Source organism: Methylosinus sp. LW3, from assembly GCF_000527115.1.
Lineage (GTDB): Bacteria > Pseudomonadota > Alphaproteobacteria > Rhizobiales > Beijerinckiaceae > Methylosinus.
On the sequence record NZ_AZUO01000001.1, the window covers coordinates 3,061,639 to 3,084,380 of the forward strand.

A 22,742-nucleotide genomic window follows, 5' to 3' on the forward strand; every position below is an offset into this window, starting at 1 on the left:
CCCTGTTCGAACCTTTCCCCCTCGAGCGTCGCGGGGGACCTTGGAGTGATCGACATGGAGTTATTGAGCGTCATCCGACGCTGGCGATATCGGCAGGAGTTCTCGATCCGGGAGATTGCGCGACGCACGGGGCTGTCGCGCAATACGGTGCGCAAATACCTGCGTTCGGACAGCGTCGAGCCGCGGTTCGCCACGCCCGATCGACCGAGCCGGCTCGACCCGTTCGCCGATAAGCTGGCGCACATGCTGCGTCAGGAGGCCGCAAAATCGCGCAAGCAGAAGCGGACGGTCAAGCAGTTGCANGCGGATCTGGTCGCCCTCGGCTACGACGGTTCCTACAATCGCGTGGCGGCCTTCGCGCGCGAGTGGAAGGCGGCGCGGCATCGGGAGCAGCAGACCTGCGTGCGCGGCGCGTTCGTGCCGCTGACGTTTCTGCCCGGCGAGGCGTTCCAGTTCGACTGGTCGGAGGATTGGGCGATCATCGCGGGCGAACGGACGAAGTTGCAGGTCGCCCAGTTCAAGCTCTCCTACAGCCGCGCATTCTTCCTCCGCGCCTACCCGCAACAGACGCATGAGATGCTGTTCGACGCCCACAATCACGCCTTCCGCGTGCTGGGCAGCGCGCCCCGGCGAGGCGTCTACGACAACATGCGCACCGCGATCGACAAGGTCGGGCGCGGCAAAGAACGCCAGGTCAACGCCCGCTTCGCCGCCATGGTCGGCCATTTTCTGTTCGAGGCCGCATTCTGCAATCCGGCCTCTGGCTGGGAAAAGGGGCAAATCGAGAAGAACGTTCAGGATGCTCGTCATCGCCTCTGGCAGCCGATCCCGAGCTTTCCGTCGCTGGCGGCGCTCAACGACTGGCTGGAGGCGCGATGCCGCGAGCTGTGGACCGAGATTGGGCACAGCGCGCAGCCGGGGACGATCGCGGAGGCCAAATCCCGCGGAGGCTTGGCGCGAGGAGGTTCCGCAACTGATGCAGCCTCCGCGGCCATTCGACGGCTTCGTCGAACACACCAAGCGGGTCACGCCGACGTGCCTGATCCATCTGGACCGCAATCGCTACAGCGTGCCGGCCTCCTTCGCCAATCGCCCCGTCAGCGTGCGGGTCTACCCTGAGCGCGTCGTCGTCGCCGCCGAGGGGCAGATCGTGTGCGAGCACTCCCGCGTCTTCGCCCGGTCGCATAACGACAAGAGCGTGACGGTCTACGACTGGCGGCATTATCTCTCCGTCATCCAGCGCAAGCCGGGCGCGCTGCGCAACGGCGCGCCCTTCGCCGAACTGCCGGTCGCCTTTCGGACGCTGCAACAGCGCATGCTCGAGAAGCCGGGCGGCGACCGTGAGATGGTCGAGATTTTGGCTCTGGTCCTACAGCACGACGAGCAGGCCGTGCTGACCGCCGTCCAATTGGCGCTGGAGGCCGGCGCGCCGACCAAGACGCACATCTTGAACCTGTTGCATCGCTTGGTGGACGGCAAGCCGGTCGACGCGCCGCCCGTGAAGCCGCCCAACGCGCTGACGCTCCCCACCGAGCCGCAGGCCAATGTCGAGCGTTACGACGCGCTGCGCAAAGGTCGGGAGGCGCGCCATGCGTCATAATCCCGCCGCCGGCGCCATCGTCATCATGCTGCGCAGTCTCAAAATGCACGGCATGGCGCAAGCCGTCAGCGAGCTGACCGAGCAAGGCTCCCCGGCCTTCGAGGCCGCGCTGCCGATCCTGTCGCAACTCTTGAAGGCGGAGACCGCCGACCGGGAGGTGAGATCGATCGCCTACCAGCTCGAGGCCGCGCGGTTCCCGAACTATCGCGATCTCGCCGGCTTCGACTTCGCCAGCAGTGAGGTCAATGAGGCGCTCGCGCGCCAGCTTCATCGCTGCGAGTTCCTCGAGGATGCGCATAACGCCGTCCTGGTCGGGGGACCTGGTACGGGCAAGACGCATCTGGCGACAGCGATCGGCATCCAGGCGATCCAGCATCACAGAAAGCGCGTGCGGTTCTTCTCCACCGTCGAGCTCGTCAACGCGCTCGAAACCGAAAAGCACCAGGGCAAGTCGGGCCAAGTCGCGGCGCGGCTCGTTCATTCCGATCTCGTCATCCTCGATGAGCTCGGCTACCTGCCGTTCAGCGGCTCCGGCGGGGCGCTGCTGTTCCATCTGCTGAGCAAGCTCTACGAGCGGACCAGCGTCATCATCACGACAAATCTCAGCTTCGGCGAATGGGCCGCCGTCTTCGGGGACGCCAAGATGACGACGGCTCTGCTCGATCGCCTCACTCACCGCTGCCACATCCTCGAAACCGGGAACGACAGCTTCCGGTTCAAGGACAGCTCCGCGAAGGCGGACAAACCTGCAAAGGAGAAGACCAAAACTTGACGACTGACTGACCCGCAAGCCATCTTCAACCCGGGTCGGTTCTCAACGGAAATCCTGGGTCAAATCTCGACGGAAATCGACACGCTGGCCTATGAGTGGCGCCGCGCCAGGGCCGCCATCGCCCGACATGAGAGCAACCTCGGCCTCCCGCTGCGCTCTTGCCCTGCCGACGCGCCCGCCTTCCGCCCGCGCGTTCGTCCCGAGCCGGCGCAAACCCGCGTCCAGCACTTTGGCTCGCTTCATCTCTTTGCCGGCCCCGGCGCTCACGCCGCCGCGGTCGACGACGCCGCGAACCGCGTCGCCGGCAATTTCCAGCGCTCCCGCAACGGCGGGCGCCACGCCGCCCACGTCGCCTAAACGAAGAAAGGAAGCCCACATGACGACGCACATCGAATACGACATCTTCGAGCCGACCAAGATCCTACGGATGATAGAGTTTCCCGAAGGAGTCATCCCGTTCGTGCCGAACATCTTCGCGACACCCGCGCGCGCGTTGCGACGCGCCAAGCCGGCCATAATAATCCCCTTCCCCGCGCATCATGAACGAGAGGCGAGACATGCCGCGAAAGCCGAGAAGTGGACCGACACAAGCAGAGATCCTGCGCGCTATCAAGGCGGTTCAGGCCTGTGGCTTGACGGTGACGGGCGTCAAAATTGAAGGTTCGGAGCTTTCGATATTGACAGCCGCGCCAGAGCCGCCAAAGCCGAAAAGTGCGCTTCGAGAATGGCTAGCGAAGCAGGACGCAGCTACCAGGGCTGAACTTGGGGGAGACTGATTGGCGCAGCCGCCTACGTCGTCTTGCCTGTTTGCGCGGGCGAGAGGCGTTTTGCGCACTCGCCGATTAGAGGCACGAATTGAAGGGCGGCCTTGTCCGGCCCCCACATCGAAGAGGCGACATTGATTTCCACGCGTGTCGTTTTTTCCGTCGCCCGAGTGAAGCGGACTTCCCACCCTTTCAGATCGCTGAAGTACCACGCAAGTCAAGACTGCCCCCGGTCCGGGAGGTCGGCTTTCTGAATGTTGCCCGCGTGCTTCACGTCGCCTTCGAGGAAATCGGATTCGATCGCAGTGAAACTGCATGCGGCCAGGGGTGAAGTAAGCATTCGCCGTAGGCCGCAGGACGACGTATTCGACGCTGACGGCGGAGCGGCCAGCGCGGGCCATTTACGCTGCATTGGCGGCGGTATAAAATGCGCCTTCCCTGCTCCAGGACAGAAGTTCGTTAATGCGTTTTGCGGCAACTTCGCAAGGACGTCGCAAGCAAAGCTTCCCGGGGCGACAGTTCTCCAAGTCGTAAGTTAGCAGACTCGAACGGTTTTGAAGGGGTCAGCGCTCTTGAGCACGCTCGAGGAGATGAAGCGAGACGGTCGCTCAACGGCAGAGTTGATAGCGGCTTCATTGGCGCAGATCGATGATGAGGACGGGAAGAGTGCTACTTGTAATCCCTTAGCAGTGTTGGAAGCTCGGGGGACAAGAGAGGTCGTCGACGCCGCGATCGCACTGTCTGGCGCGCGGGATCCGAAGTCACGAAGGCTCGGGGTTACCATTCTAGGCCAGTTGGGCTCACCCGCGCGCACCTTTCCAGAGGAATGCTGCGACGCCCTCCTCGAGATTATTCACCGCGAACAGGACAGAGATGTCTTGATAGCGACTGTGTTCGCCTTTGGCCATCTCGGAAACCGTCGTTGCGAGGGTGCTCTGATCGGGCTGCGCAACCATTCTGACGACGACGTCCGCCACGGCGTGGCGTTCTCCCTCTGTGGTGCGACTTCGGATGCGGCGGTAGGCGCTCTGCTGGAGTTGATGGACGATCCATATGAAAGGGCGCGAGATTGGGCCGCCACAAGTATCGGCCAGACCGTTTCGATTGACGGCCCCGAGATTCGGGATGCGCTGCTGCGACGGGTAAATGACGCTGACGTCTTCGTAAGAGCCGAGGCGCTCCATGGCTTGGCTCGCAGGCGCGACGACCGCGTCGTGCCTTACTTGGTCGCCGAAATCTCGGCGGCGGGCGAGCACGAAGGACTCTTCGTGGACGCCGCCAAATCATATCTCGGCTTCAGCGTCGATCCCGACATGGATTCCGAGGCGCTCGCGAGATTGCTGCAATTGCCGAACAGGCAATCGTAAAGCAAGCGCTCATCGTGGACGCAGGATCCTCGCGTCAGCGCTCTCGGTGCGACTTCATCTCTTTGTGGATTTTGATGAGCTCGACGAGGTTCTCGACACCGAAGTCGGTGAAGGCCAGGATCTCGAGGTCGCCGAGGCCATAGACCCAGATCACGCCATCCTCGGGCTCCATTTCATTGGCGACGTCATGGAGGAAGTCGACACTTTCGCCGAGCTGCGCAGCGATGCGATCGATGGTCGTGACGTGAGAGACCTTGTTGACGTGCATGGTCAGGCCGCCAGCGCCGGCGCGGCTTTATCCTTCTGGCTCCAGTTCCACGGCAGCAATTCATCGAGCCGATGCGCCGGATGCGCGGCGATGCGCGCGAGGACGTCGGCGAGCCAGGCCTGCGGATCGAGGCCGTTCATCTTCGCTGTGACGATGAGCCCATACATGGCGGCGGCGCGCTCGCCTCCGCGATCAGACCCGCAGAACAGCCATGATTTTCGTCCCAGAGCAATTCCGCGCAGTCCACGCTCGGCGGCATTGTTCGACACGCAAACGCGCCCGTCGTCGAGGAACAGCGTGAAGGCCGGCCATCGCTTCAGCATATATTGCATCGCTTTGGCGAGGTCATGTCCACGCGAGAGCTTGGCGAGCTGTTCGCGCATATAGCTTTCCAGCGCGTCGACGAGAGGTCGGCTCGACGCCCGGCGAACGGCGAGGCGTTCTTGCGCGCTCTTGCTGTTGATCGACCTCTCGATCTCGAACAGCGCGTCGATGCGGCGCACGATCTCCATGGCGATCGGCGACAGTGGAATCTCCTTTTTTCCCGCCGCCTTACGACGAACGTTCGCATCGATATCGGCCATGACGAAGAACGGGCGCCGCGCGTGCGCCCAACACGCCGCTTCGAGAATCGGACCAGGCTTGCGCTCCGCTGCATACAGCTTGTTGTAGCCGTCATAGGCGTCCGCTTGCAGAATGCCGAAGTAGTTCGCCAAATGGGTCTGCGGATGTTCGCCTTTGCGATCACGCGAGTAATAGAAAATCGCAGCGGGCGGTCCGGCGCCGCCGAAGGGCGCATCGTCGCGCACATAGACCCAGCAGCGGCCGGTGTCGGTTTTGCCCTTCGCCAGCACGGGCACGATCGTATCGTCGCCATGCAGGCGCTCGGCAGAGAGAACATGCTCTTCTATGAGAAGGCGCAGAGGCTCGAGCGCGGCGCAAATGGAGCCGATCGCATCAGCCATGGTCGACAAAGCGATCGGCGCACCTTCGAGCGCATAACGCTCCGCCTGACGGTTCAAAGGCTGATGCTGGCCGAACTTCTCGAAAGCGATCATCGCCAAAAGGCTCGGCCCCGCCCAGCCGCGCGGAACGACATGGAATGGCGCGGGCGGCTGCGTGATCTTCTCGCAGTCCCGGCAGGAGAACTTCTCCCGCACGGTCTCGATCACTTTCCACTGACACGGCGTCGTTTCCAATGTCTGCGTCACGTCTTCGCCGAGCTTGCGCAGGCGCTGGCCGCCACAGCAGGCGCAGCTCGTCGGCGTCTCGATCATGACGCGCTCGCGCGGTAGATGTTCCGGGAATGTATTGCGATCCGGCCGTTTGCGCGTGAAGCCGGCGACCGCCGTCGTTTTCGCGACCGCCTGTTCCGCGGCGATCTCGTCTTCCGTCGCGCTCGCTTCCAGCTCTTCGAACATGAGCGCCAATTGCTCGAGAAGACGCGCCGACCGCTCCGATTTCTGCCCGTATATCTGGCGCTCCAGCTTGGCGATCTGAAGCTTTTGCGCGGCGATCAGCGCCATGTCTTCCGACGCCTTCGCGCGCGCGACGGCGAGCTCGGCTCTCAGTGCGGCGTTTTCGTCCAACAGGGCTTTGCCGACGGCGTCCATATAGCGAGTGAATCACAAATCTTTCGATTTGTGGCGCCCCAAAATGCGTCCGACCCCAGCTTTTTCGCTCATCCCGCGCTTGCTGGACGCCATGTCGATTGCGGATTTCGCCAATCAATTCCCTCGAGCATATAGGCCATCTGGGCGGCCGAAATCGACACGGCGCCCGCGCTCGCCGAGGGCCAGATGAACTTTCCGCGGTCGAGCCGCTTGGCGTAGAGCGACAGGCCGATCCCGTCATGCCAAAGGATTTTCGCGAGATCGCCTCGGCGTCCTCGGAAGATGTAGAGGTCGCCGGCGTGAGGGTCCCGTTGCAACTGCTCTTGAACCTGAAGCGCCAAGCCCTGCATGCCGCGTCGCATATCCGTATGGCCGGTCGCGATCCAGACCCGGCAACCAGCTGGCAATGGAATCATGAGCGTAGCGCCTTCAAAGTCGCGGCGATCACGGAAGACGGCGCCGTGGCGCTGATCTTCACACGCACGTCCTTCAGCTCGACCTCGACGACGCCGGCCGCGGCGTCTTGCGGCGGGTGTTCCTGTGACGCCGCCACTCGCGGCGCGGGCTCGATGATCACCGGCGAAAATCCGCATAAAGCGGCGCTTTGCTCCCGCTGCGCTGCGCGCCGCCATTTGTAGACGAGGCTCGTGCAAACGTCCTCACGGCGCGCCACATCGGCGACCACCGCGCCCGGCTCGGCGATCGCCGCCAATATCCGCGTCCGGTCCTCGTCTCTCCATCGGCGCCGCCGCTCGCGGCCCGTGATCAATGTCATCCGACCCATGCTGTGCAGCTTGCCTCGCTCATAAAGCCGACTTAGCTGCGCAGCTTCGCTCTATTCCCTCGATTTTGAAAAGGCGGCCCACGGCGTAGGGATACGGGGTGAATAGGCCGCATCGATGATCGCGACATAGACCGGCTCCAAACCGCCCGTCTCTCGCCCGCCCGTGTGACAGGCGACGAGGAAGCAAGCCGGCGCGGCAAACGCTGCAGCGCGGATGATTGCACAGATCGACATGCGCCCTCTCTGAAACACAACCATTAATCAACCTAAATGCTACAGTTACAGCTTATACGACGTCAATGAGGCCACAAGCGGTCATTCACGGCCGAGGTCACTCCATTTCGGCCTAGGAAGTGAGAGGCCTTCGTTTCACAGGCTGCTTTTCTTGAAGGATCGGAATCATGTGGAAGAGGATTGGAAAAGCCGCGCTATGGGCGGTACTTTTCGCTACGGCTTGGCACGCAGGTCATCGCCATGGCGTGCAGTGGGAGCGCGAGGTCTATGAGCAGGTCGAGCAGGACATGTTCCCGATGAACGTCAGGATAGCGGCGGGGCGCGCCTACCGCTGCGGCTATGACCAGGCCGAGTCCGATCGGGCGCGGATGCTGACCGGGAAAGGGACTTGGGTCGACTCTTGGTGCAGCGAGCTGAAGGGGCCGTAGCTAACCGAGAAACCTCGAGCACCTGAGCGAACACCGGCGAGAAGGCGCTTCGCTGGAAGCTGAAATATATCGAGGCGTTCAACCGCATAGAGACCGAGTTAGGTGCCGGAGCCGGCATGGCGTTGACGTCGAGAAGCCTTGTCCGCCTCCCCGACGCCGGATGCAGCGCCTGCGAGAAGTGGAAAAGAATTACATTTTGGTAGGATTCAGCTGTTCGGCGGAAGGCGCTAAGAGAACTCGCAGCGCTCCAGCCTTGACCAATCTTTCATTATGAACAATGCGAACTTTGATGTTTCCTTCCGCTCGTATTTCAAGTGGAGATAGAATGAAGTTACGCGTTACGAATGCAAGCCTCAACACATCTGGATCACTGTCGGGAACAAACGGCTCAAACGCATCCACTCCATCAGGAGGCAATGCAATATTCTCCGCTATGGACGGCTTGTCATCCGGATCCAAAGGCAAAAAGACTTTAATCTCGAACTGCCTTAGTTTTTCCATAGCTGAAATACAGGTAATTGAGAGACCGAATTTTGGAATTATTATTGGAAAATGACCACTAACCAGCATGACCCCACTATAGCAGCCAATTAACGAAATTTTTCCGCCCACTTCCGACCGAATGTCGTCACAAAAAATGGTATAACCAGTTGGTTCCATTTCTGACTTCCTAAAGCGCCGACTCTACAACACTCGTCGGTCCGGTTGACTGCACGTGAGTTACGGTGGTACGCGGCCAGTGAATTCCGACATGGCGCTTTTCGACAACGGGCTGCTCCGCACCGTGGTTCTGGCCTGGGACCGACTCAGGCTTTTCGAGTCGGAAGACAATTTCCCGGTCCAGAGCCCACGCCAGATCAGAGATCGTTCTCAGAGTCAGGTTTTCTTCGCCTTTTAAAATGCGATTCACTTGTGAGCGATGGATCCCGAGAGCCTGCGCAACTTGCTCTTGAGTCAAACCACGCGCTTGCTTTTCGCTCGTGAAAGCCTTGATTATTTCGTCTCGCACCCTGCCGATGAAGCGGCCAGCCTTCCGTTGGCGCGGGTCGAGCTTAAGAAGAAAGGACATCGAAAATCCCCCCGCTCAGAAACTTGGGCACATCGAGATCTAAGAGGTCCCTTCGTCGTCGAACCTGATCCCGGTAACCGTCGTAAAGGCCGCGTTCCTTGCAGAAAACAGCCGTGACCACGTCCGCCGCAATGAAGTTGTCCACTGCAGGAAACCAGCCGAAAAACCTTATATCCGCTGTCTTGATTTCGAAGACTCCGCATTCGCTAGGCACCATAATGTGAGCACGCTTATAATGGCAAAGGTCGGCTCCTCTGATGAAATCGTAGAGGAGGAAGTCGACCTGCTCAGCTGGGCTTTGCCTGCCTTCGTCTAGGACAGATTCAAGCGTCGGAAGCATTTTTTCGAGCCACTCGATGACATGCGGAAAGGCATAGAAGGCCCGGACGGGAATCTCCCGTCGACCGAGGTCGACGGTTACCTTCTGCAGCGCTCCTCGAAGGCATAAGGTAGGGATCGTTGCCATATAAGTCAACAAATGAGAGAGGCTTAGCCCGATGTGGTCACTTCGTATCGTAAGCGACCAATAAACACGTGCCAACCAGCGAACAAAGCCTCCGTTCCAAACGATGGACGCCGAATTCGCCCCGTAGGAAAAGTGAGGGTAGGTGGAAGCTCGACCAGCAGGTCCGCTACGGGTCCGGTATAATTTTCATCAACCACCTTCCGTCACACAAGTTATTGATTTAATTGGTGCGGTTGCAGGAGCCGAATTACGCCAATAAAGTGCTGATTTAATGCGTTATTTCTGAGAACGAAAAATATTTGTTCCAACAAATATACCAACTAAATTCTCGGCAGGGCCAAAGGCGCGCTCGCTGATTTGCCCCCTAAGCCGAAAAAATCTCCGCGTGCCACTTCCCCCGGCTATCGGCTCGCCGCTTCCGCGAGAGATTTACCCGCCCCCTGTCCCGCTCGACGTCCCGATTGACGCAGCCGGCGACTCCGCGTCTATCTTGGCCCCTGCTGCAAATCCAAAGGGTCCCGACCTTGAGTCAGCTTCTCATTAACCAATTCCTCGCCGAGCTGGACCGTCTCCGCGCCATTTCCGGCTCCAAACGCGAAAGCGTCGTGCGCGAGGCCTTCAAGGATTTGCTCAAGGCCTGGGCCAAGCAATATGATCTCGTCTTCATCCCCGAGTTCGAGTTCGAGACGCCCGCGAGGGAACGCCGATACGTCGATGGCGCCCTGCTCTACTCCCTTCGCGTGCCGTTCGGCTATTGGGAAGCCAAGGACGAAGACGACGACCTCGACAAGGAAATCGACAAGAAGAAGCGCAAGGGCTATCCGCAGGACAATATCATTTTCGAGGATTCGCGTCGCGCGGTCCTGATTCAGAACAAGCAGGAAGTCGCGCGCGTCGCCTATGACGACCCGCGTGGGCTCGAACGCCTGCTCGATCTGTTCTTCAGCTATGAGCGGCCGGAAGTCGCGGAGTTCCGCAAGGCGGTCGAGCAATTCAAGACCGACCTGCCCGCCGTGCTGACGGCGCTGCGCGAGAAAATCGAGCAGGCGAGCAAAAGCAACAAGGCCTTCGCCAAAGCGGAAAAGAAATTCCTCGACCACGCCCGCGACACGATCAATCCTATCGTCACGCCCGATGACGTGCGCGAGATGCTGATTCAGCACATTCTGACGGAAGACATTTTCGCGCGCGTTTTCGACGACGGCGATTTCCATCGCCAGAATAACATCGCCAAGGAGCTGTATGCGCTGGAGGAAAAATTCTTCACCGGCAGCGCGAAGAAGAACGCCTTGAAGCAGCTCGAGCCCTATTACGCCGCCATTCGCACGGCGGCGTCGCAGATTCCGAGCCATGCGGAGAAGCAGACCTTCCTGAAGGTCATCTATGAAAATTTCTACAAGGTCTACAATCCCAAAGCCGCCGATCGGCTTGGCGTGATTTATACGCCCAATGAAATCGTGCGCTTCATGATCGAAAGCGCCGACTGGCTATGCGAGAAGCATTTCGGCAAGAGCCTCGTCGACAAGGGCGTCGAGATTCTCGATCCGGCGACGGGAACCGGCACTTTCATCTGCGAATTGCTGGAGCATTTTCGCGGTCAGAAGCAAAAGCTCGCGCATAAATACAAGGAGGAATTGCACGCCAATGAGGTGGCGATCCTGCCCTATTACGTCGCCAATCTGAACATCGAGGCGACCTATGCGGCGATCACCGGCCAATATGCGGAGTTCCCCAATCTCTGCTTCGTCGACACGCTGGACAATGTCGCCGGGCTCGACAAATTTTCCGGCCATCAGGAAGAGCTTTTCGGCGCGATGAGCGAGGAGAATGTCGAGCGCATCAAGCGGCAGAACCAGCGTAAAATTTCCGTCATCATCGGCAATCCGCCCTATAACGCCAATCAGCAAAACGAAAACGACAACAACAAGAACCGCGCCTATCCGCGCATCGATCTACGCATCAAGGACACCTACATCAAGGAAAGCACAGCGCAGAAGACGAAGCTCTACGACATGTATGCGCGTTTTTTTCGCTGGGCGTCGGATCGGCTAAAGGACGAAGGAATTATTGCTTTCGTTACGAACAGAAGTTTCCTCGACGCGCGCACCTTTGACGGCTTTCGCAAGATCGTCGCGCGGGATTTTAGCGAGATTTGGGTTATTGATCTCGGCGGCGACGTGCGCGCCAATCCGAAATTGTCGGGAACGAAAAATAATGTTTTCGGAATTCAGACCGGGGTTGCGATATCGTTTTTGGTTAAGCGTAAACAAGCAGCGGAGCGCGCGAGACTTTCGTATGCCCGCCGGCCAGAGTTGGAGACGCGCGACGACAAGCTCAGCTTTCTGGCGACGACGAAACTCTCATCGCTCGAAATGACGGACATAAAGCCCGACGCCAAACAGACTTGGCTCAATCAGGCCGATAATGATTTCGACAATTTTACTCCAATCGCGTCGAAAGCGACGAAAGCGGCAAAGACGGAAAAAGATGAGCGCGCAATTTTCAAGATTTACTCCCTTGGGGTGGCCACCAATCGAGACGATTGGGTCTACGACTTTGATAGCCGCTCCTTGACTACAAAAATCCACTTCCTTATTGACACATACAATAGAGATTTATTTCACTTTAATACGCTTAAAACAACAGACAAGAATGCCGCATTAAAATATGTTGACAACTCAATAAAATGGACCCGCTCTGTGAAAAGAAATCTTATTGCAGGAATTAAGTATGAATTTTCAGAAAATAATATTGTCGTTGCAAATTATCGCCCTTTTATTTCAAAATTTATGTATAGAGAAAATCACCTCAATGAGATGCCAAATCTCACAGAACGGATTTTCGCTGATGGAAAAATTCATAATCAATGCATTACGATAATGGGCGATTCGTCGGGAAAACCATATTTCAGTTTCGCGATCGACCTCATCCCTGATTTGAATTTTGTCAGTCCAGCGTCCGGCGGTAGCCAAACATTCGCGATTAAACGGATCGGCTCTGACGGTGCCCGCCTCGACAATATCACCGACTGGGCGCTGGCCCAATTCACAACGCGTTACAAGAAGCTCAAACGCCCCATCACCAAGGACGCGATCTTCCATTACGTGTACGCCGTGTTGCATGACCCGGTCTATCGGGAAAAATATGCGCTCAATCTGACGCGCGAATTTCCGCGCATTCCCTTTTACGCGGATTTCTGGCGTTGGGCGGAATGGGGAGAAAAGCTCGTGGCTCTGCATATCCGCTATGAGAGCATCGAGCCTTGGCCACTGCAACGCATCGACGCCAAAGACGAGAAAGCCGCCCGCGCCCGCGTCGCGCCCATATGCGTGCTGCGCGCCGACAAGGAGCATGGGATCATCACTCTCGATAGCGAGACGCAACTCGGCGGCGTGCCCGTGAGCGCCTGGGATTACAGGCTCGGCAATCGCAGCGGGCTCGAATGGATTCTCGACCAATACAAAGAGAAGACGCCCAAAGACCCGACCATCCGCGAAAAGTTCAACACCTATCGTTTCGCGGACTACAAGGAGAAGGTCGTCGACCTTCTCCAGCGCGTGACGCGCGTGTCCGTCGAGACGATGGAAATCATCGACGCGATGAAGGCGCTGAAGCGCGATTGACGCGCCGCGTTCAGCGAGTTGCTGCTCGATGCTCCATTTGATCCGCGAGACGACGCAGCGCGTCCGCCGTGATCGCGTCGCCCTTCCGTACGCCGCCGCGCGCCAAGCCGCGAATAATCTCCGCCTGCCGATGCGGCGGAAGCGTCCCGTAGCTGCAAAAGGTCGTGAGGCAAGACTCATGTCCGAGGTTCTGCGACCATGCTTTGTACTCCTCGGCATTGAGCCCCAAATCATAGGCCATTTGGGCGAGCGTGTTGCGGAACAGGTGCGGGTGGAAATAGGGCAGTCCGGCCCGTGGGAAGGCGTCCTTCAAGATCGCCCGCACAGGGTCCGCATTGGCCCAATGGGCGCGGTCGAGTTCCCGCGCGCCGAATTCATGCTCCGCGCCCGGCGCGAGGCGTGTCTTCGGAAAGAGTGGGTCTTCCGGCCCAAAGCCTTTTTCGGTTCGCAGAAAGCCCACCCAATCGACGACGATTTGCCGAATGTCGTCGCCGACGGGGAAGAACCAGGTGGTGAAGGTCTTGGCGCGCTTGGTGCGCACGTCGCGCGCATCCTGCGCGAGCAAATCGTGCTCTATGTCTATGTGCTTCAACTTGAAGGAGACGATGGCGCGGTCGCGCGCGCCGGTCAGAATGGCGAAGGCGACGAGCGAGCGGTCGCGGCGTTCAGCCTCGGTCTCCGTCGGCATTGCGTCCAGAACGGCGCGAATTTGCGCCAGCGTCGGGCATGGCTTGTGCCGATGCGCCGTCGCGATGCGCGCCAGATTGTCGGGCGGGTTGAAATAATCCGCATCGGCAGATTTGAGTCGCGATCGATATTCCGGCTCGCCGGCGAGCCATTTGAAGAAGCCTTTGAGCGCCGCGAGCGTCGAGCAGACGGTCGAGGCCGACAAGGGCGCGCCGGTTCGCGCGTTGCGCTGCTCGGCGAGTTGCGCCTTGAATCCGCGCGCCTGCTCTATGTGGAATTTCTTGAAATCGCGCCGGCGATTATACTCGTCGAAGCGCTCGATGGCCTTGGCGACCGCATCGAGCGAAGCCTCGTCGCGGCCCCTGGTGTCCTTCAGAAAATGCAGATAGGCGCGCTTCACGCGCTCATTGGCGGGCGTTCGTTTGGGGGTCATTTTTCGTCCTTCGGAAAGTGAACATTCGAGAGGGCGGAGCGGCTGTCGCCTAGGCGTTGTTGCGGTGGCTGGCGCGTGACGTCCAAATTGCCGCTCGCGGCGGCGAGCGACGCCTGTCTCGTCACGCGATGCATGAGCGCATTGCACACCGGGCAAATGCCGCGGAGCAGGCCGCTCGTCGCTGATTTGGGGATATAATCGGCCATGTCGCCGGCCGGGCGCCGAGGCGTCCGGCAAGCTACGCAATAGATTTCGCCGGGACGGCATGGTTGCGGGGCTGGCCGGCTCGCCTTCAAGAAAGCGCGCAAGTCGCCTCCTTGAATGAGATACGGCCGCTTCTGCTCAATGAGGGGAAGACCGCGGGCTATCCATCGGTTGACCGTGAGCTTATGCACGCCCAGAAGCGTCGCCGCCTCTGAGATTGTGTAGCTCCGATGGATTTTGACGCGGCGGACGTCGTGCCGCCTCGCCATGCGTCACCGCGGATTGTCTATGAGGGCGTTTACGTCTTCTGCTCGCCACACGGTGATACGCGGGCCGAGCTTTACGGGCTTGGGAAAGCGTCCGTCCTTGACCCCCGCCCACCAAGTGGAGCGGCTGACGGGAATGGGTCCCGTCGGCGCGAGGATCGAAGAGAGACGGAGAAAGCCCGTTTGGGGGAATGAGGGGTTGGTCTTTTGGCGATTATCGCCCGAGAGGCTATGTTCGGTCATCCTATCCTTTTCACCGATTATACGGCGAACCGGAGGATCGAAGGCTTTACTGCCGTCGGCCCTCCGGGGTAGGCTCGGACCCGCTCCAAGCAGAGCGCGGGTTCAAACCCACCGAGCCGCATTGACCCTTGCAGGGGTTGGTGCGGCTTTTTGGTCTCGCCTTCGTCGGAACGCGACCCGCGCCACGCGATTCATCATCCGACAATGCACAATAGCATCCCATGCAATCGCGCTAAGACGCGACGCCCAGTTGTCCACAACCATCGGAAGTTTACGAATTGAATTTCTTTCTTCTACGTTGTTTCACGTAGCGTCCGATTCGGTATTCGCTCAGCCTCTCAAAGCAACAACGACGCCTCCGCGTCGCAGTTCTTCACATCGCTCCGCCCACCAATCCATCATGCGCACGCGCTCTTCCCAATAGTCGGCGCGCGCATAGGCGCGGCGGACAGCGTCCGTATCGACATGCGCCAATTGCCGTTCGATCGCGTCGACGTTCCACAGGCCGCTTTCATTCAACATAGAAGACGCCGCGGCGCGAAAGCCGTGGCCGCACATTTCCTCCTTTTCGAAGCCGAGCCGGCGCAACGCTGCATTGACCGTATTCTCGCTCATGCAACGGTCGGCCGAGCGGACCGAGGGGAAAAGGAAGCGGCCGTGTCCGGTAAGGGCTTTCAAATCGCGCAAGATCGCGACGGCGCGCGGCGAGAGCGGAACGCGATGCGGCCGGCGCATCTTCATCTTTTCGCCCGGTATCGCCCAAACCGCCTTGTCGAGGTCGAATTCCGCCCATTCGGCCGAGCGCAGCTCGCCCGGGCGGACGAAGGTCAAGGTCATGAGTTCGAGCGCGACGCAAGTCTCGGGCGCGCCCTCATAGCTCGCAATGGCGCGGAGAAGCCCGCCGAAAGCTTTGGGCTCTATGATGGCGGCGCGGTGCTGGACGATCGGCGTCGCGATGGCCCCTTTGAGCGCTCCCGTGGGGTCGCCCTCGGCGCGGCCCGTCGCGACGGCGAAGCGGAAGACTTCGCCGATCGTCCCGCGAAGGCGCGCCGCGGTTTCGAGCCGGCCCCGCGACTCGACCTTGCGCAAGACGGCGAGAATTTCCGGCGCAGTGATTTCGGCGATCGGCCGCGCGCCGATCATCGGGCGAGCGAGGCCGAGCAGCCATTCCAGCTTGGAGAGAGTTCGCTCGGCTTTCGCCTCACGGCGCTTCTTGTCGAGCAGCTCGCCCGCGAGCGCGTCGAAAGTATTGGCCGAGGCGGAGGCCTTCGCAGCCTTCGCCATCTTCTTGACGAGCGACGGGTCGCGTCCCTCGGCGAGCGAGCGCTTGGCCTGCTCCCGCGCCTCGCGCGCCTCTTTGAGGCCGACCGCGGGGTATACGCCGATCGCCAGCGCCTTTTGGGCTCCGGCGAAGCGATAGGCCATGCGCCAGCGCTTCGCGCCATCGGGGTAGACCCACAATTGCAGGCCGCCGCCATCGGACAGCTTGAACAGTGAGTCGCGGGGCTTGGCGGCGCGGAGTTCGAGGTCGGTGAGAGGCATGTTGGTATCCGCCGGAACGGGGTTTCGCAGAGACCAACAAAAATACCAACCTTTGCGAAGGATACCAACACGCCCCGCGAGACGTCCTCGGACGCCATTTCGCCGATAATTGCTTGTTTTTCAGGGTTTTTTGGACGTCATCGGACGATCTTGGACGGGGAGATGGTGCCGGTTGCAGGATTCGAACCCGCGACCTACTGATTACAAATCAGTTGCTCTACCAGCTGAGCTAAACCGGCCCCTCGACCGAACGGTTTGCGTTGCGGCGTCGGGCCTCTCTATACGCTGCCGTGTCGTTTCGGAAAAGAGCGCAGCCGCTGGCTCAGGCGGGCTTTCCGTTTCGAGTGAAATGCTCGAGCGCTCAAATTCACTCCGGGCGCCGGCGGCGTCTCACGGCCGTCGCGAGGGGGAAGCGGCGGCGTTGCGCGGCGCGGGTCGAGGTGCTATCTGAAACCGCAGCGCCGCCACGAATCGCAATTCGAGAACACGCTGTTTTTCGGGGCTATGCAGGGCGCTCGCATGGAAAGCCGCAGAATTCTCGTCACCGGTGGCGCTGGTTTTCTCGGGTCGCATCTTTGTGAGCGGCTGCTCGCCGCGGGACACGAGGTCCTCTGCGTCGATAATTTCTTCACCGGCCAGCGCAGAAACGTTCATCACCTGCTCGATCACAACAATTTCGAGCTGCTGCGCCACGATATAACCTTTCCGCTCTTCGTCGAGGTCGACGAGATCTATAATCTCGCCTGCCCCGCCTCGCCGATCCATTACCAATTCGATCCGGTGCAGACGACCAAGACCAGCGTGATCGGCGCGATCAACATGCTGGGCCTCGCCAAACGGCTGAAGGTCAAGGTGTTTCAGGCGTCCACATCGGAGGTCTACGGCGACCCTTCCGTGCATCCGCAGCCGGAATCCTATTGGGGCAATGTCAATCCGCTGGGACCGCGCGCTTGCTATGACGAAGGAAAGCGCTGCGCCGAGACCTTGTTCTTCGACTATCATCGGCAGCATAGGCTGAAGATCAAGGTCGTGCGCATCTTCAATACCTATGGGCCGCGCATGCACGCCCGCGACGGGCGCGTCGTCTCCAATTTCATCGTGCAGGCGCTCAAGGGCGAGCCCATCACCATCTATGGCGAAGGCCAGCAGACGCGCTCCTTCTGCTATGTCGACGATCTCATCGGCGGCTTCACCGCGCTCATGGATTCGCCCGACGATATCGTCGGCCCCATCAACATCGGCAATCCGAATGAATTCACCATTCGGCAGCTCGCCGAGCAGGTGATCGACCTCACCGGCTCCTCCTCCAAGCTCGTCTTCGAGCCGCTGCCGGCGGACGATCCCAAGCAGCGCCGGCCGGATATTTCTGCGGCGGAGCGCCTGCTCGGCTGGGGACCGACAATTCAATTGCGCGAGGGGCTGCTGCGCACCATTGCTTATTTCGACGAGCTGCTGGGCGAGGCCTGAGCCGCGTTCTGACGGCGAGGCCGGGCGAGTAGCGACGATTTTCGGCGCGCGCGCCGGCGTTATGAGAATGCGCGCGAGACCGTCTCATATTCAAAGCTGCGCGGCGGATATATTGCATCCATCGGTCGTTTCCGCCGCGGATTTTACCCATGCACAGATCAGCGCCGCCGCAATTCGAACGCCTGGCCGATCGCATTTACGAGGCCGCTGTCGTTCCAGAGCTGTGGCCGGAGGTGCTGGACGCCATCTCGACTCTCAGCGGCGCTTTCGGCGGTATTCTGTTCGCGGCCAATTCGCAATTCTCCGGCTGGACCGCCTCGCCGCGCATTGCGCCCATGTTCGCGGAATTCATCGAGCAGGGATGGGCGGCGCGCAATCCGCGACCGGCGCGCGGGCTCTCCTTCGGCGCCGCGGGCTTCCTCAGCGACCCTGAGATGTTCTCGCCCGAGGAAATGGACGCCGATCCGACCTACGCCTATCTGCGGAGCCTCGGGCTCGGCTGGTGCGCCGGCCGGATCGCCGCCCCGCCCTCGGGCGACATGCTGATCTTCAGCTGGGAAAAGCGCTTCGTCGACGGCCCCTTCGATCGCGCCATGCTCGATGCGCTGGACACGATCGGCGGCCATCTCGCCCGCGCCGCGCTGATCGCCGCCCGGCTCGGCCTCGAGCGCGCGCGCGCCGCTGCGGAGACGATGCGCGCGCTCGGCCTGCCGGCGGCCGTGCTGTCGCGCGCGCATCGGCTGCTGCTCGCTAATGATCTCTTCGCGCGCTTCGTGCCGTCGCTGGTGCAGGATCGGCGCGAGCGCGCCGTGATCGCCGATCCGCGCGCCGATGCGCTGTTCGCGCAGGCGCTCGCCCGGCTGCGCGTCGTCGGCGCGCCTGCCGGGGTGCAATCCCTGCCTGTGCCTGCTCGCGAGGGCGGGCCGCCGCTGGTCCTGCATCTCGCGCCGATCCGTGGCGCCGCTCAGGATGTGTTCGCGGCCGGCGAGCTGCTGCTGATCGTCACCGAGCTGACCATCTGCGCCCCGCCCAGCGCCGGCCTGCTGCAAGGGCTGTTCGACCTCACCCCCGCGGAGGCGCGCGTCGCCCGCGCCATTGCGGCAGGCCGCGCCGCATCCGAGATCGCGCGGGAGCACGGCGTCTCGGGCGAGACCATTCGCTCGCAGTTGCGCGCCATCTTCGCCAAGACCGGCGTGTCGCGTCAGGTGGAGCTGGTGCGCCTGCTGTCGGGCGCGACGCTGCCCTGATCGCTTCTCCTCCATTCGGGGGATACGCCGAAAGCGCGACCGCTATAGGAGAGAATGCAGCATTCTCGCAGAAAGCGCGCGCGACGCGCTTCAGCGCACGAGACGGCGTGCGGAGACCCTTGTGATCGACGGCCGACTGGACGATGGCGAATGGGCGCTCTGCGCGGGCTTCGTTATCGAAACGGGGACTAAGCGCGGGCGGCCGCCGCGCGACCACCGCCGCGTCATGGACGGCGTGCTGTGGATCGCGCGGACGGGAAGCGCCTGGCGCGATCTGCCGCCGCACTATGGCAATTGGAGCACGGTCTACCGGCAGTTTCTGCGCTGGTCGGACGCCGGCCAGTGGAGTCTGCTGCGCGAAGCTGCGAAAGCCGCCGGCAGCGCGGAGCTGGAGACCGCGCTCGCCGCCGTTTACGTTCTGCCCGGCCGCCGCAAGGCGCGCTGATCAGAAGCTCGGGTCTATGCCGCCCGTCGCCAGAAAATGCTCGAGCCAGTGGATGTCATAGACGCCATTCTGCACATCGGCGTTGCGCACCAGCGTGCGGAACAGCGGCAGCGTCGTATCCACGCCGTCGATGATGAACTCGTCCAGCGAGCGCCGCAGCCGCATCAGCGCCTCGGTGCGGTTGCGGCCGTGGACGATGAGCTTGCCGATCAGCGAATCATAATTGGGCGGGATCGTATAGCCCTGATAGGCGGAGGAATCGACGCGCACGCCGACGCCGCCCGGCGGATGGTAATAGGCGATGCGCCCGGGCGAGGGCCGAAAGCTCGACGGATGCTCGGCGTTCACGCGGCATTCGATCGCATGGCCCCAGAACCAGATATCCTCCTGCCGCAGCGACAAGGGCGAGCCGGCGGCGACGCGGATCTGCTCGCTGACGAGATCGACGCCGGTCACGGCCTCCGTCACCGGATGCTCGACCTGGATCCGCGTGTTCATCTCGATGAAATAGAAGGAGCCATTCTCGTAGAGGAACTCGACCGTGCCGGCGCCGGCGTATTGCATCTCGCGCATCGCCTTGGCGCAGATCTCGCCGATCTCGCCGCGCTGCTCGTCATTGAGCGCGGGCGAAGGGCTCTCCTCCCACACCTTTTGGTGCCGGCGCTGCAGCGAGCAATCGCGCTCGCCGAGATGGATCGCCTGCCCCTTGCCGTCGCCGAAAATCTGAATCTCGATATGGCGCGGCTTGTCGAGATATTTCTCGAGATAGACGGTGTCGTCGCCGAAGGCGGCCTTGGCCTCGGCGCGCGCGGTGGCGATGGCGGAATGCAGCTCGGCCTCGCTGCGGGCGACCTTCATGCCGCGGCCGCCGCCGCCGGAGGCCGCCTTCACCAGCACCGGATAGCCGATCTTCGCGGCGACCTTGGCGCCCTCTTTCCCATCGGTGATGGGGCCGTCGGAGCCCGGCACGCAGGGAATGCCGAGACGCCTCGCGGTCGCCTTGGCCTCGATCTTGTCGCCCATCAGGCGAATATGCTCGGCCTTGGGACCGATGAAGGTGAGGCCGTGCTCGGAAACGATCTCGGCGAAACGGGCGTTCTCCGAGAGAAAGCCATAGCCCGGATGCACCGCGTCGGCGCCGGTGATCTCGCAGGCGGAGAGCAGCGCCGGAATGTTGAGATAGGATTCGCGCGCCGCCGGCGGCCCGATGCAGACCGATTCGTCGGCGAGCTTCACATGCATGGCGTCGGCGTCCGCCGTCGAATGCACGGCCACTGTGGCGATGCCGAGCTCCTTGGCGGCGCGCAGAATGCGAAGCGCGATCTCGCCGCGATTGGCGATGAGGATTTTGTCGAACATGGGCACCCTACTCGATCACGAGGAGCGGTTCGCCATATTCGACCGGCTGTCCGTCTTCGACCAATATGGCCGTCACCACGCCGCCCTTGGGCGCGACAATGTCGTTGAAGGTCTTCATCGCCTCGATGAGCAGCAGCTTGTCGCCGGCGGTGACGCGGGCGCCCACCTCGATGAAAGGCTTGGCGTCCGGGCTCGGCCGCAGATAGGCGGTGCCGACCATGGGCGATTTCAGCGCATCGGCGTGCTCGGCCGGCGCGGGCGCAGCGGGCCGGGCTGCGGGCGCCGGAGCGGCGATCGGCGCCGGCGCATAGGCTGCGGCCGGCAGAGCGATGGTCGCATGGGCGGGCGCGGCCGGCGTGCGCGCGGCGCGAATGCGCAGATCGCCCTTCTCGACCTCGATCTCGGTCAGATCGCTCTCGGCGAGCAGGCGCGCGATCTCACGCAGCAGCTCGGTGTCGACGCCGGCGGCTCCGGCGGCGGCTTTGGGTTTTGCGGCAGGGGTGGAGGGGCGACGAGTTTGAACTTTGCGCGCCATGATTGCTCAGGTCTTTCTTTCTTCTCGATCGAACAATGCGTTCAACGCCAACACATAGGAATCGGCTCCGAAACCGGCGATGACGCCGCGAGCCACAGGCGCGATGTAGGAGTGCCGCCGAAAGCTCTCCCGTGCATGCACATTGGAGAGATGCACCTCGACGACGGTCGCTCCCGAGCCCTTTATGGCGTCGTGGAGCGCGATCGACGTATGGGTGAAGGCTCCGGCGTTCAGAATGACCGGCGCGCCGGCCTTGCCCGCCTCTTGTATCCAATCCACGAGGTCGCCCTCATGGTTGGACTGCCGGAACAAAAGCTCGATCCCGCGGGCGGCGCAAATCTCGGCCAGCCGCGTTTTTATATCGTCGAGCGTCGCGCGGCCGTAGACGTCGGGCTCGCGCGTCCCGAGCAGATTGAGATTTGGACCGTTTAGAACGTGGACGGCGGGCATAAAGGGTCCTGACGAAGGGCGCGCGCCGCGCCGGCGCGCCCCTTCTAGCGTCATTGCCGCCGCGAAGGAAGCCCCGCCTCCGTCAGCAGACGGTCTTGCCGCATTTGCGAGTATTTTCGATCTTGGCTTTGAGCGGCTGGAAGCCGACCGCGCCAATGATCACTTCCTTGCCCAGAACCCAGGAGGGCGTGCCGGTCAGATTGAGGCTGTCGGCCAGCTCCATCACCTCTTTGATCGAGGCCTTGACCTCGGGGCTCTTGGAATCTTTCTCGAGCTTGGCGGTGTCGACGCCCAGCTCCTTGGCGACGGCGATCGCCTGCGCCTTGCCGACGGCGCCGCGCGTATTGAGCAGCTTGCGGTGGAATTCGTAGAATTTCTCCGGCTTGAGCTGCAGGCGCGCCGCGGTCGCGATCTCCGCCGCCTCGACCGAGCCGGCGCCGAGCACCGGGAAATCCTTCAGCACGACGCGCAGCTTGGGGTCGCCCTCGATGAGCTTGGCGACATCGTCCAGCGCGCGTTTGCAATAGCCGCAGTTATAGTCGAAGAATTCGACCAGGGTGACGTCGCCGGACGGATTGCCGATCACCGCCTGGCTGGCGGAGTTGAACAATTTGTCCGCGCCTTGAGCCACCGCCTTCTGCCGCGAATCGGCTTCCGCGACCTTCTGGCGGCGGTCGAGCTCGTCTATGGCGTCCCGAATCACCTCCGGATTGGCGAGGAGATAGTCGTGGACGATCTTCTCGATCTCGGCCTTTTGCGGAACGGCGGTCTCGGCGCGCAGCGGCGCGGCGATGGCGGCGAGGCCGATGACCGCGGCGGCCGCGGCGCGGGCCAGAGCGCTCTGGTCGAAGATTTTGGCGAGCCGCAGCGGCATGG

Annotated in this window: 22 protein-coding genes, 1 tRNA gene and 2 pseudogenes; 9 read left to right on the top strand and 16 right to left on the bottom strand. The window is 61.5% G+C overall.

The features are described from left to right. Positions 1-54: 54 nt before the first annotated feature. Positions 55-1,600 (top strand): annotated as a pseudogene (gene istA, locus METLW3_RS25680) (IS21 family transposase). Then, positions 1,590-2,372 carry an IS21-like element helper ATPase IstB gene (gene istB / locus METLW3_RS0115310; RefSeq protein WP_024880758.1) on the top strand — a complete coding sequence of 261 codons (783 nt, stop codon included), beginning with the start codon at positions 1,590-1,592 and terminating at the stop codon, positions 2,370-2,372. Before istA ends, istB begins: the two are co-directional and overlap by 11 nt. A gap of 42 nt (positions 2,373-2,414) precedes the next feature. Here istB and METLW3_RS0115315 read toward each other — a convergent pair whose 3' ends face one another. Next, positions 2,415-2,762 carry a hypothetical protein gene (locus METLW3_RS0115315; RefSeq protein ID WP_157096039.1) on the bottom strand — a complete coding sequence of 116 codons (348 nt, stop codon included), beginning with the start codon at positions 2,760-2,762 and terminating at the stop codon, positions 2,415-2,417. On the opposite strand from METLW3_RS0115315, the gene METLW3_RS28275 reads away from it, so the two are divergent. Next, positions 2,749-3,030: a hypothetical protein gene (locus tag METLW3_RS28275; RefSeq protein WP_157096040.1), complete on the top strand. Its 282-nt coding sequence runs from the start codon at positions 2,749-2,751 to the stop codon at positions 3,028-3,030. The two genes, METLW3_RS0115315 and METLW3_RS28275, sit on opposite strands and share 14 nt — an antisense overlap. A gap of 678 nt (positions 3,031-3,708) precedes the next feature. Next, positions 3,709-4,503, top strand: coding sequence for a HEAT repeat domain-containing protein (locus tag METLW3_RS25685; protein WP_051465440.1), 795 nt, complete (start codon positions 3,709-3,711; stop codon positions 4,501-4,503). A 34-nt stretch (positions 4,504-4,537) separates the two neighbouring features. On the opposite strand, the gene METLW3_RS0115335 is transcribed toward METLW3_RS25685, so the two are convergent. The 4 genes from METLW3_RS0115335 to METLW3_RS0115350 all read right to left on the bottom strand — a co-directional run bounded on the left by METLW3_RS0115335 (position 4,538) and on the right by METLW3_RS0115350 (position 7,159). Beyond that, a complete protein-coding gene (locus tag METLW3_RS0115335; protein WP_024878660.1) occupies positions 4,538-4,771 on the bottom strand; it encodes a hypothetical protein in 234 nt (77 codons plus the stop codon). A gap of 2 nt (positions 4,772-4,773) precedes the next feature. Continuing rightward, the gene (locus METLW3_RS0115340; protein ID WP_024878661.1) at positions 4,774-6,384 is read right to left on the bottom strand and encodes an IS66 family transposase; all 1,611 of its coding nucleotides are present in this window, start codon (positions 6,382-6,384) and stop codon (positions 4,774-4,776) included. A gap of 68 nt (positions 6,385-6,452) precedes the next feature. Next, positions 6,453-6,800: an IS66 family insertion sequence element accessory protein TnpB gene (gene tnpB, locus METLW3_RS0115345; protein ID WP_024878662.1), complete on the bottom strand. Its 348-nt coding sequence runs from the start codon at positions 6,798-6,800 to the stop codon at positions 6,453-6,455. After that, a complete protein-coding gene (locus METLW3_RS0115350; RefSeq protein WP_051465372.1) occupies positions 6,797-7,159 on the bottom strand; it encodes a transposase in 363 nt (120 codons plus the stop codon). The genes tnpB and METLW3_RS0115350 overlap by 4 nt, the downstream gene beginning before the upstream one ends. A 410-nt stretch (positions 7,160-7,569) precedes the next feature. On the opposite strand from METLW3_RS0115350, the gene METLW3_RS0115355 reads away from it, so the two are divergent. Further along, complete coding sequence (locus tag METLW3_RS0115355; protein WP_064034065.1) at positions 7,570-7,830, top strand: hypothetical protein; 261 nt, start codon at positions 7,570-7,572, stop codon at positions 7,828-7,830. A gap of 189 nt (positions 7,831-8,019) precedes the next feature. Here the strand turns inward: METLW3_RS0115355 and METLW3_RS28280 are convergent, their stop codons facing one another. The 3 genes from METLW3_RS28280 to METLW3_RS29090 form a co-directional block, all read right to left on the bottom strand. Further along, positions 8,020-8,490: a hypothetical protein gene (locus METLW3_RS28280; protein WP_134188295.1), complete on the bottom strand. Its 471-nt coding sequence runs from the start codon at positions 8,488-8,490 to the stop codon at positions 8,020-8,022. 10 nt (positions 8,491-8,500) lie between these two features. After that, complete coding sequence (locus tag METLW3_RS27560) at positions 8,501-8,899, bottom strand: helix-turn-helix transcriptional regulator (protein ID WP_083967480.1); 399 nt, start codon at positions 8,897-8,899, stop codon at positions 8,501-8,503. A gap of 951 nt (positions 8,900-9,850) precedes the next feature. Further along, the gene (locus METLW3_RS29090; protein ID WP_245267366.1) at positions 9,851-10,579 is read right to left on the bottom strand and encodes a hypothetical protein; all 729 of its coding nucleotides are present in this window, start codon (positions 10,577-10,579) and stop codon (positions 9,851-9,853) included. On the opposite strand from METLW3_RS29090, the gene METLW3_RS0115370 reads away from it, so the two are divergent. After that, the gene (locus METLW3_RS0115370) at positions 10,514-12,988 is read left to right on the top strand and encodes a type ISP restriction/modification enzyme (RefSeq protein ID WP_245267370.1); all 2,475 of its coding nucleotides are present in this window, start codon (positions 10,514-10,516) and stop codon (positions 12,986-12,988) included. The two genes, METLW3_RS29090 and METLW3_RS0115370, sit on opposite strands and share 66 nt — an antisense overlap. Positions 12,989-12,998: 10 nt before the next feature. Here METLW3_RS0115370 and METLW3_RS0115375 read toward each other — a convergent pair whose 3' ends face one another. The 4 genes from METLW3_RS0115375 to METLW3_RS0115395 form a co-directional block, all read right to left on the bottom strand. Continuing rightward, positions 12,999-14,108 (bottom strand): tyrosine-type recombinase/integrase, encoded by a 1,110-nt coding sequence (locus METLW3_RS0115375; protein ID WP_024880763.1) that lies wholly within the window; start codon positions 14,106-14,108, stop codon positions 12,999-13,001. 476 nt (positions 14,109-14,584) lie between these two features. After that, positions 14,585-14,821, bottom strand: coding sequence for an AlpA family phage regulatory protein (locus METLW3_RS27565; protein ID WP_024880765.1), 237 nt, complete (start codon positions 14,819-14,821; stop codon positions 14,585-14,587). A 330-nt stretch (positions 14,822-15,151) separates the two neighbouring features. Beyond that, entirely contained in the window at positions 15,152-16,363 is a 1,212-nt protein-coding gene (locus METLW3_RS0115390) for an integrase arm-type DNA-binding domain-containing protein (RefSeq protein WP_024880766.1), read from the bottom strand. Positions 16,364-16,526: 163 nt separating this feature from the next. Further along, positions 16,527-16,602, bottom strand: a tRNA-Thr gene (locus tag METLW3_RS0115395). 280 nt (positions 16,603-16,882) lie between these two features. Between METLW3_RS0115395 and METLW3_RS0115400 the strand changes: the two genes are divergently transcribed. The 3 genes and pseudogenes from METLW3_RS0115400 to METLW3_RS29095 form a co-directional block, all read left to right on the top strand. Further along, positions 16,883-17,830, top strand: a complete 948-nt coding sequence (locus METLW3_RS0115400) for a UDP-glucuronic acid decarboxylase family protein (RefSeq protein WP_024880767.1) — start codon at positions 16,883-16,885, stop codon at positions 17,828-17,830. Positions 17,831-17,979: 149 nt separating this feature from the next. After that, the gene (locus tag METLW3_RS0115405; RefSeq protein ID WP_024880768.1) at positions 17,980-19,077 is read left to right on the top strand and encodes a helix-turn-helix transcriptional regulator; all 1,098 of its coding nucleotides are present in this window, start codon (positions 17,980-17,982) and stop codon (positions 19,075-19,077) included. A gap of 136 nt (positions 19,078-19,213) precedes the next feature. Continuing rightward, a pseudogene (locus METLW3_RS29095) lies at positions 19,214-19,423 on the top strand (transposase); the annotation flags it as partial. Positions 19,424-19,522: 99 nt separating this feature from the next. Here METLW3_RS29095 and accC read toward each other — a convergent pair. The 4 genes from accC to METLW3_RS0115430 form a co-directional block, all read right to left on the bottom strand. Continuing rightward, on the bottom strand, positions 19,523-20,881 hold the full coding sequence (accC, locus tag METLW3_RS0115415) for an acetyl-CoA carboxylase biotin carboxylase subunit (RefSeq protein ID WP_024880770.1): 1,359 nt from the start codon (positions 20,879-20,881) through the stop codon (positions 19,523-19,525). A gap of 7 nt (positions 20,882-20,888) precedes the next feature. Beyond that, the gene (gene accB / locus METLW3_RS0115420; protein WP_024880771.1) at positions 20,889-21,416 is read right to left on the bottom strand and encodes an acetyl-CoA carboxylase biotin carboxyl carrier protein; all 528 of its coding nucleotides are present in this window, start codon (positions 21,414-21,416) and stop codon (positions 20,889-20,891) included. A gap of 6 nt (positions 21,417-21,422) precedes the next feature. Continuing rightward, positions 21,423-21,866 (bottom strand): type II 3-dehydroquinate dehydratase, encoded by a 444-nt coding sequence (aroQ, locus tag METLW3_RS0115425; RefSeq protein WP_024880772.1) that lies wholly within the window; start codon positions 21,864-21,866, stop codon positions 21,423-21,425. Between the two features lie 82 nt (positions 21,867-21,948). Further along, on the bottom strand, positions 21,949-22,740 hold the full coding sequence (locus METLW3_RS0115430; protein ID WP_024880773.1) for a DsbA family protein: 792 nt from the start codon (positions 22,738-22,740) through the stop codon (positions 21,949-21,951). Positions 22,741-22,742 lie beyond the last annotated feature (2 nt).

Bases quoted from the DNA above. Each gene is read 5' to 3' on its own strand.
- aroQ (WP_024880772.1), bottom strand. From the start codon at position 21,866: ATGCCCGCCGTCCACGTTCTAAACGGTCCAAATCTCAATCTGCTCGGG.
- METLW3_RS0115350 (WP_051465372.1), bottom strand. From the start codon at position 7,159: ATGACATTGATCACGGGCCGCGAGCGGCGGCGCCGATGGAGAGACGAG.
- METLW3_RS0115335 (WP_024878660.1), bottom strand. From the start codon at position 4,771: ATGCACGTCAACAAGGTCTCTCACGTCACGACCATCGATCGCATCGCT.
- METLW3_RS27560 (WP_083967480.1), bottom strand. From the start codon at position 8,899: ATGTCCTTTCTTCTTAAGCTCGACCCGCGCCAACGGAAGGCTGGCCGC.
- METLW3_RS0115400 (WP_024880767.1), top strand. From the start codon at position 16,883: ATGGAAAGCCGCAGAATTCTCGTCACCGGTGGCGCTGGTTTTCTCGGG.
- istB (WP_024880758.1), top strand. From the start codon at position 1,590: ATGCGTCATAATCCCGCCGCCGGCGCCATCGTCATCATGCTGCGCAGT.
- METLW3_RS28280 (WP_134188295.1), bottom strand. From the start codon at position 8,490: ATGGAACCAACTGGTTATACCATTTTTTGTGACGACATTCGGTCGGAA.
- METLW3_RS0115355 (WP_064034065.1), top strand. From the start codon at position 7,570: ATGTGGAAGAGGATTGGAAAAGCCGCGCTATGGGCGGTACTTTTCGCT.
- METLW3_RS0115405 (WP_024880768.1), top strand. From the start codon at position 17,980: ATGCACAGATCAGCGCCGCCGCAATTCGAACGCCTGGCCGATCGCATT.
- METLW3_RS28275 (WP_157096040.1), top strand. From the start codon at position 2,749: ATGACGACGCACATCGAATACGACATCTTCGAGCCGACCAAGATCCTA.
- METLW3_RS0115390 (WP_024880766.1), bottom strand. From the start codon at position 16,363: ATGCCTCTCACCGACCTCGAACTCCGCGCCGCCAAGCCCCGCGACTCA.
- METLW3_RS0115370 (WP_245267370.1), top strand. From the start codon at position 10,514: ATGCTGATTCAGCACATTCTGACGGAAGACATTTTCGCGCGCGTTTTC.
- tnpB (WP_024878662.1), bottom strand. From the start codon at position 6,800: ATGATTCCATTGCCAGCTGGTTGCCGGGTCTGGATCGCGACCGGCCAT.
- accC (WP_024880770.1), bottom strand. From the start codon at position 20,881: ATGTTCGACAAAATCCTCATCGCCAATCGCGGCGAGATCGCGCTTCGC.
- METLW3_RS0115315 (WP_157096039.1), bottom strand. From the start codon at position 2,762: ATGTGCGTCGTCATGTGGGCTTCCTTTCTTCGTTTAGGCGACGTGGGC.
- METLW3_RS0115375 (WP_024880763.1), bottom strand. From the start codon at position 14,108: ATGACCCCCAAACGAACGCCCGCCAATGAGCGCGTGAAGCGCGCCTAT.
- METLW3_RS29090 (WP_245267366.1), bottom strand. From the start codon at position 10,579: ATGGAAATCGCCGTCGTCGAAAACGCGCGCGAAAATGTCTTCCGTCAG.
- accB (WP_024880771.1), bottom strand. From the start codon at position 21,416: ATGGCGCGCAAAGTTCAAACTCGTCGCCCCTCCACCCCTGCCGCAAAA.
- METLW3_RS0115430 (WP_024880773.1), bottom strand. From the start codon at position 22,740: ATGCCGCTGCGGCTCGCCAAAATCTTCGACCAGAGCGCTCTGGCCCGC.
- METLW3_RS27565 (WP_024880765.1), bottom strand. From the start codon at position 14,821: ATGACCGAACATAGCCTCTCGGGCGATAATCGCCAAAAGACCAACCCC.
- METLW3_RS0115340 (WP_024878661.1), bottom strand. From the start codon at position 6,384: ATGGACGCCGTCGGCAAAGCCCTGTTGGACGAAAACGCCGCACTGAGA.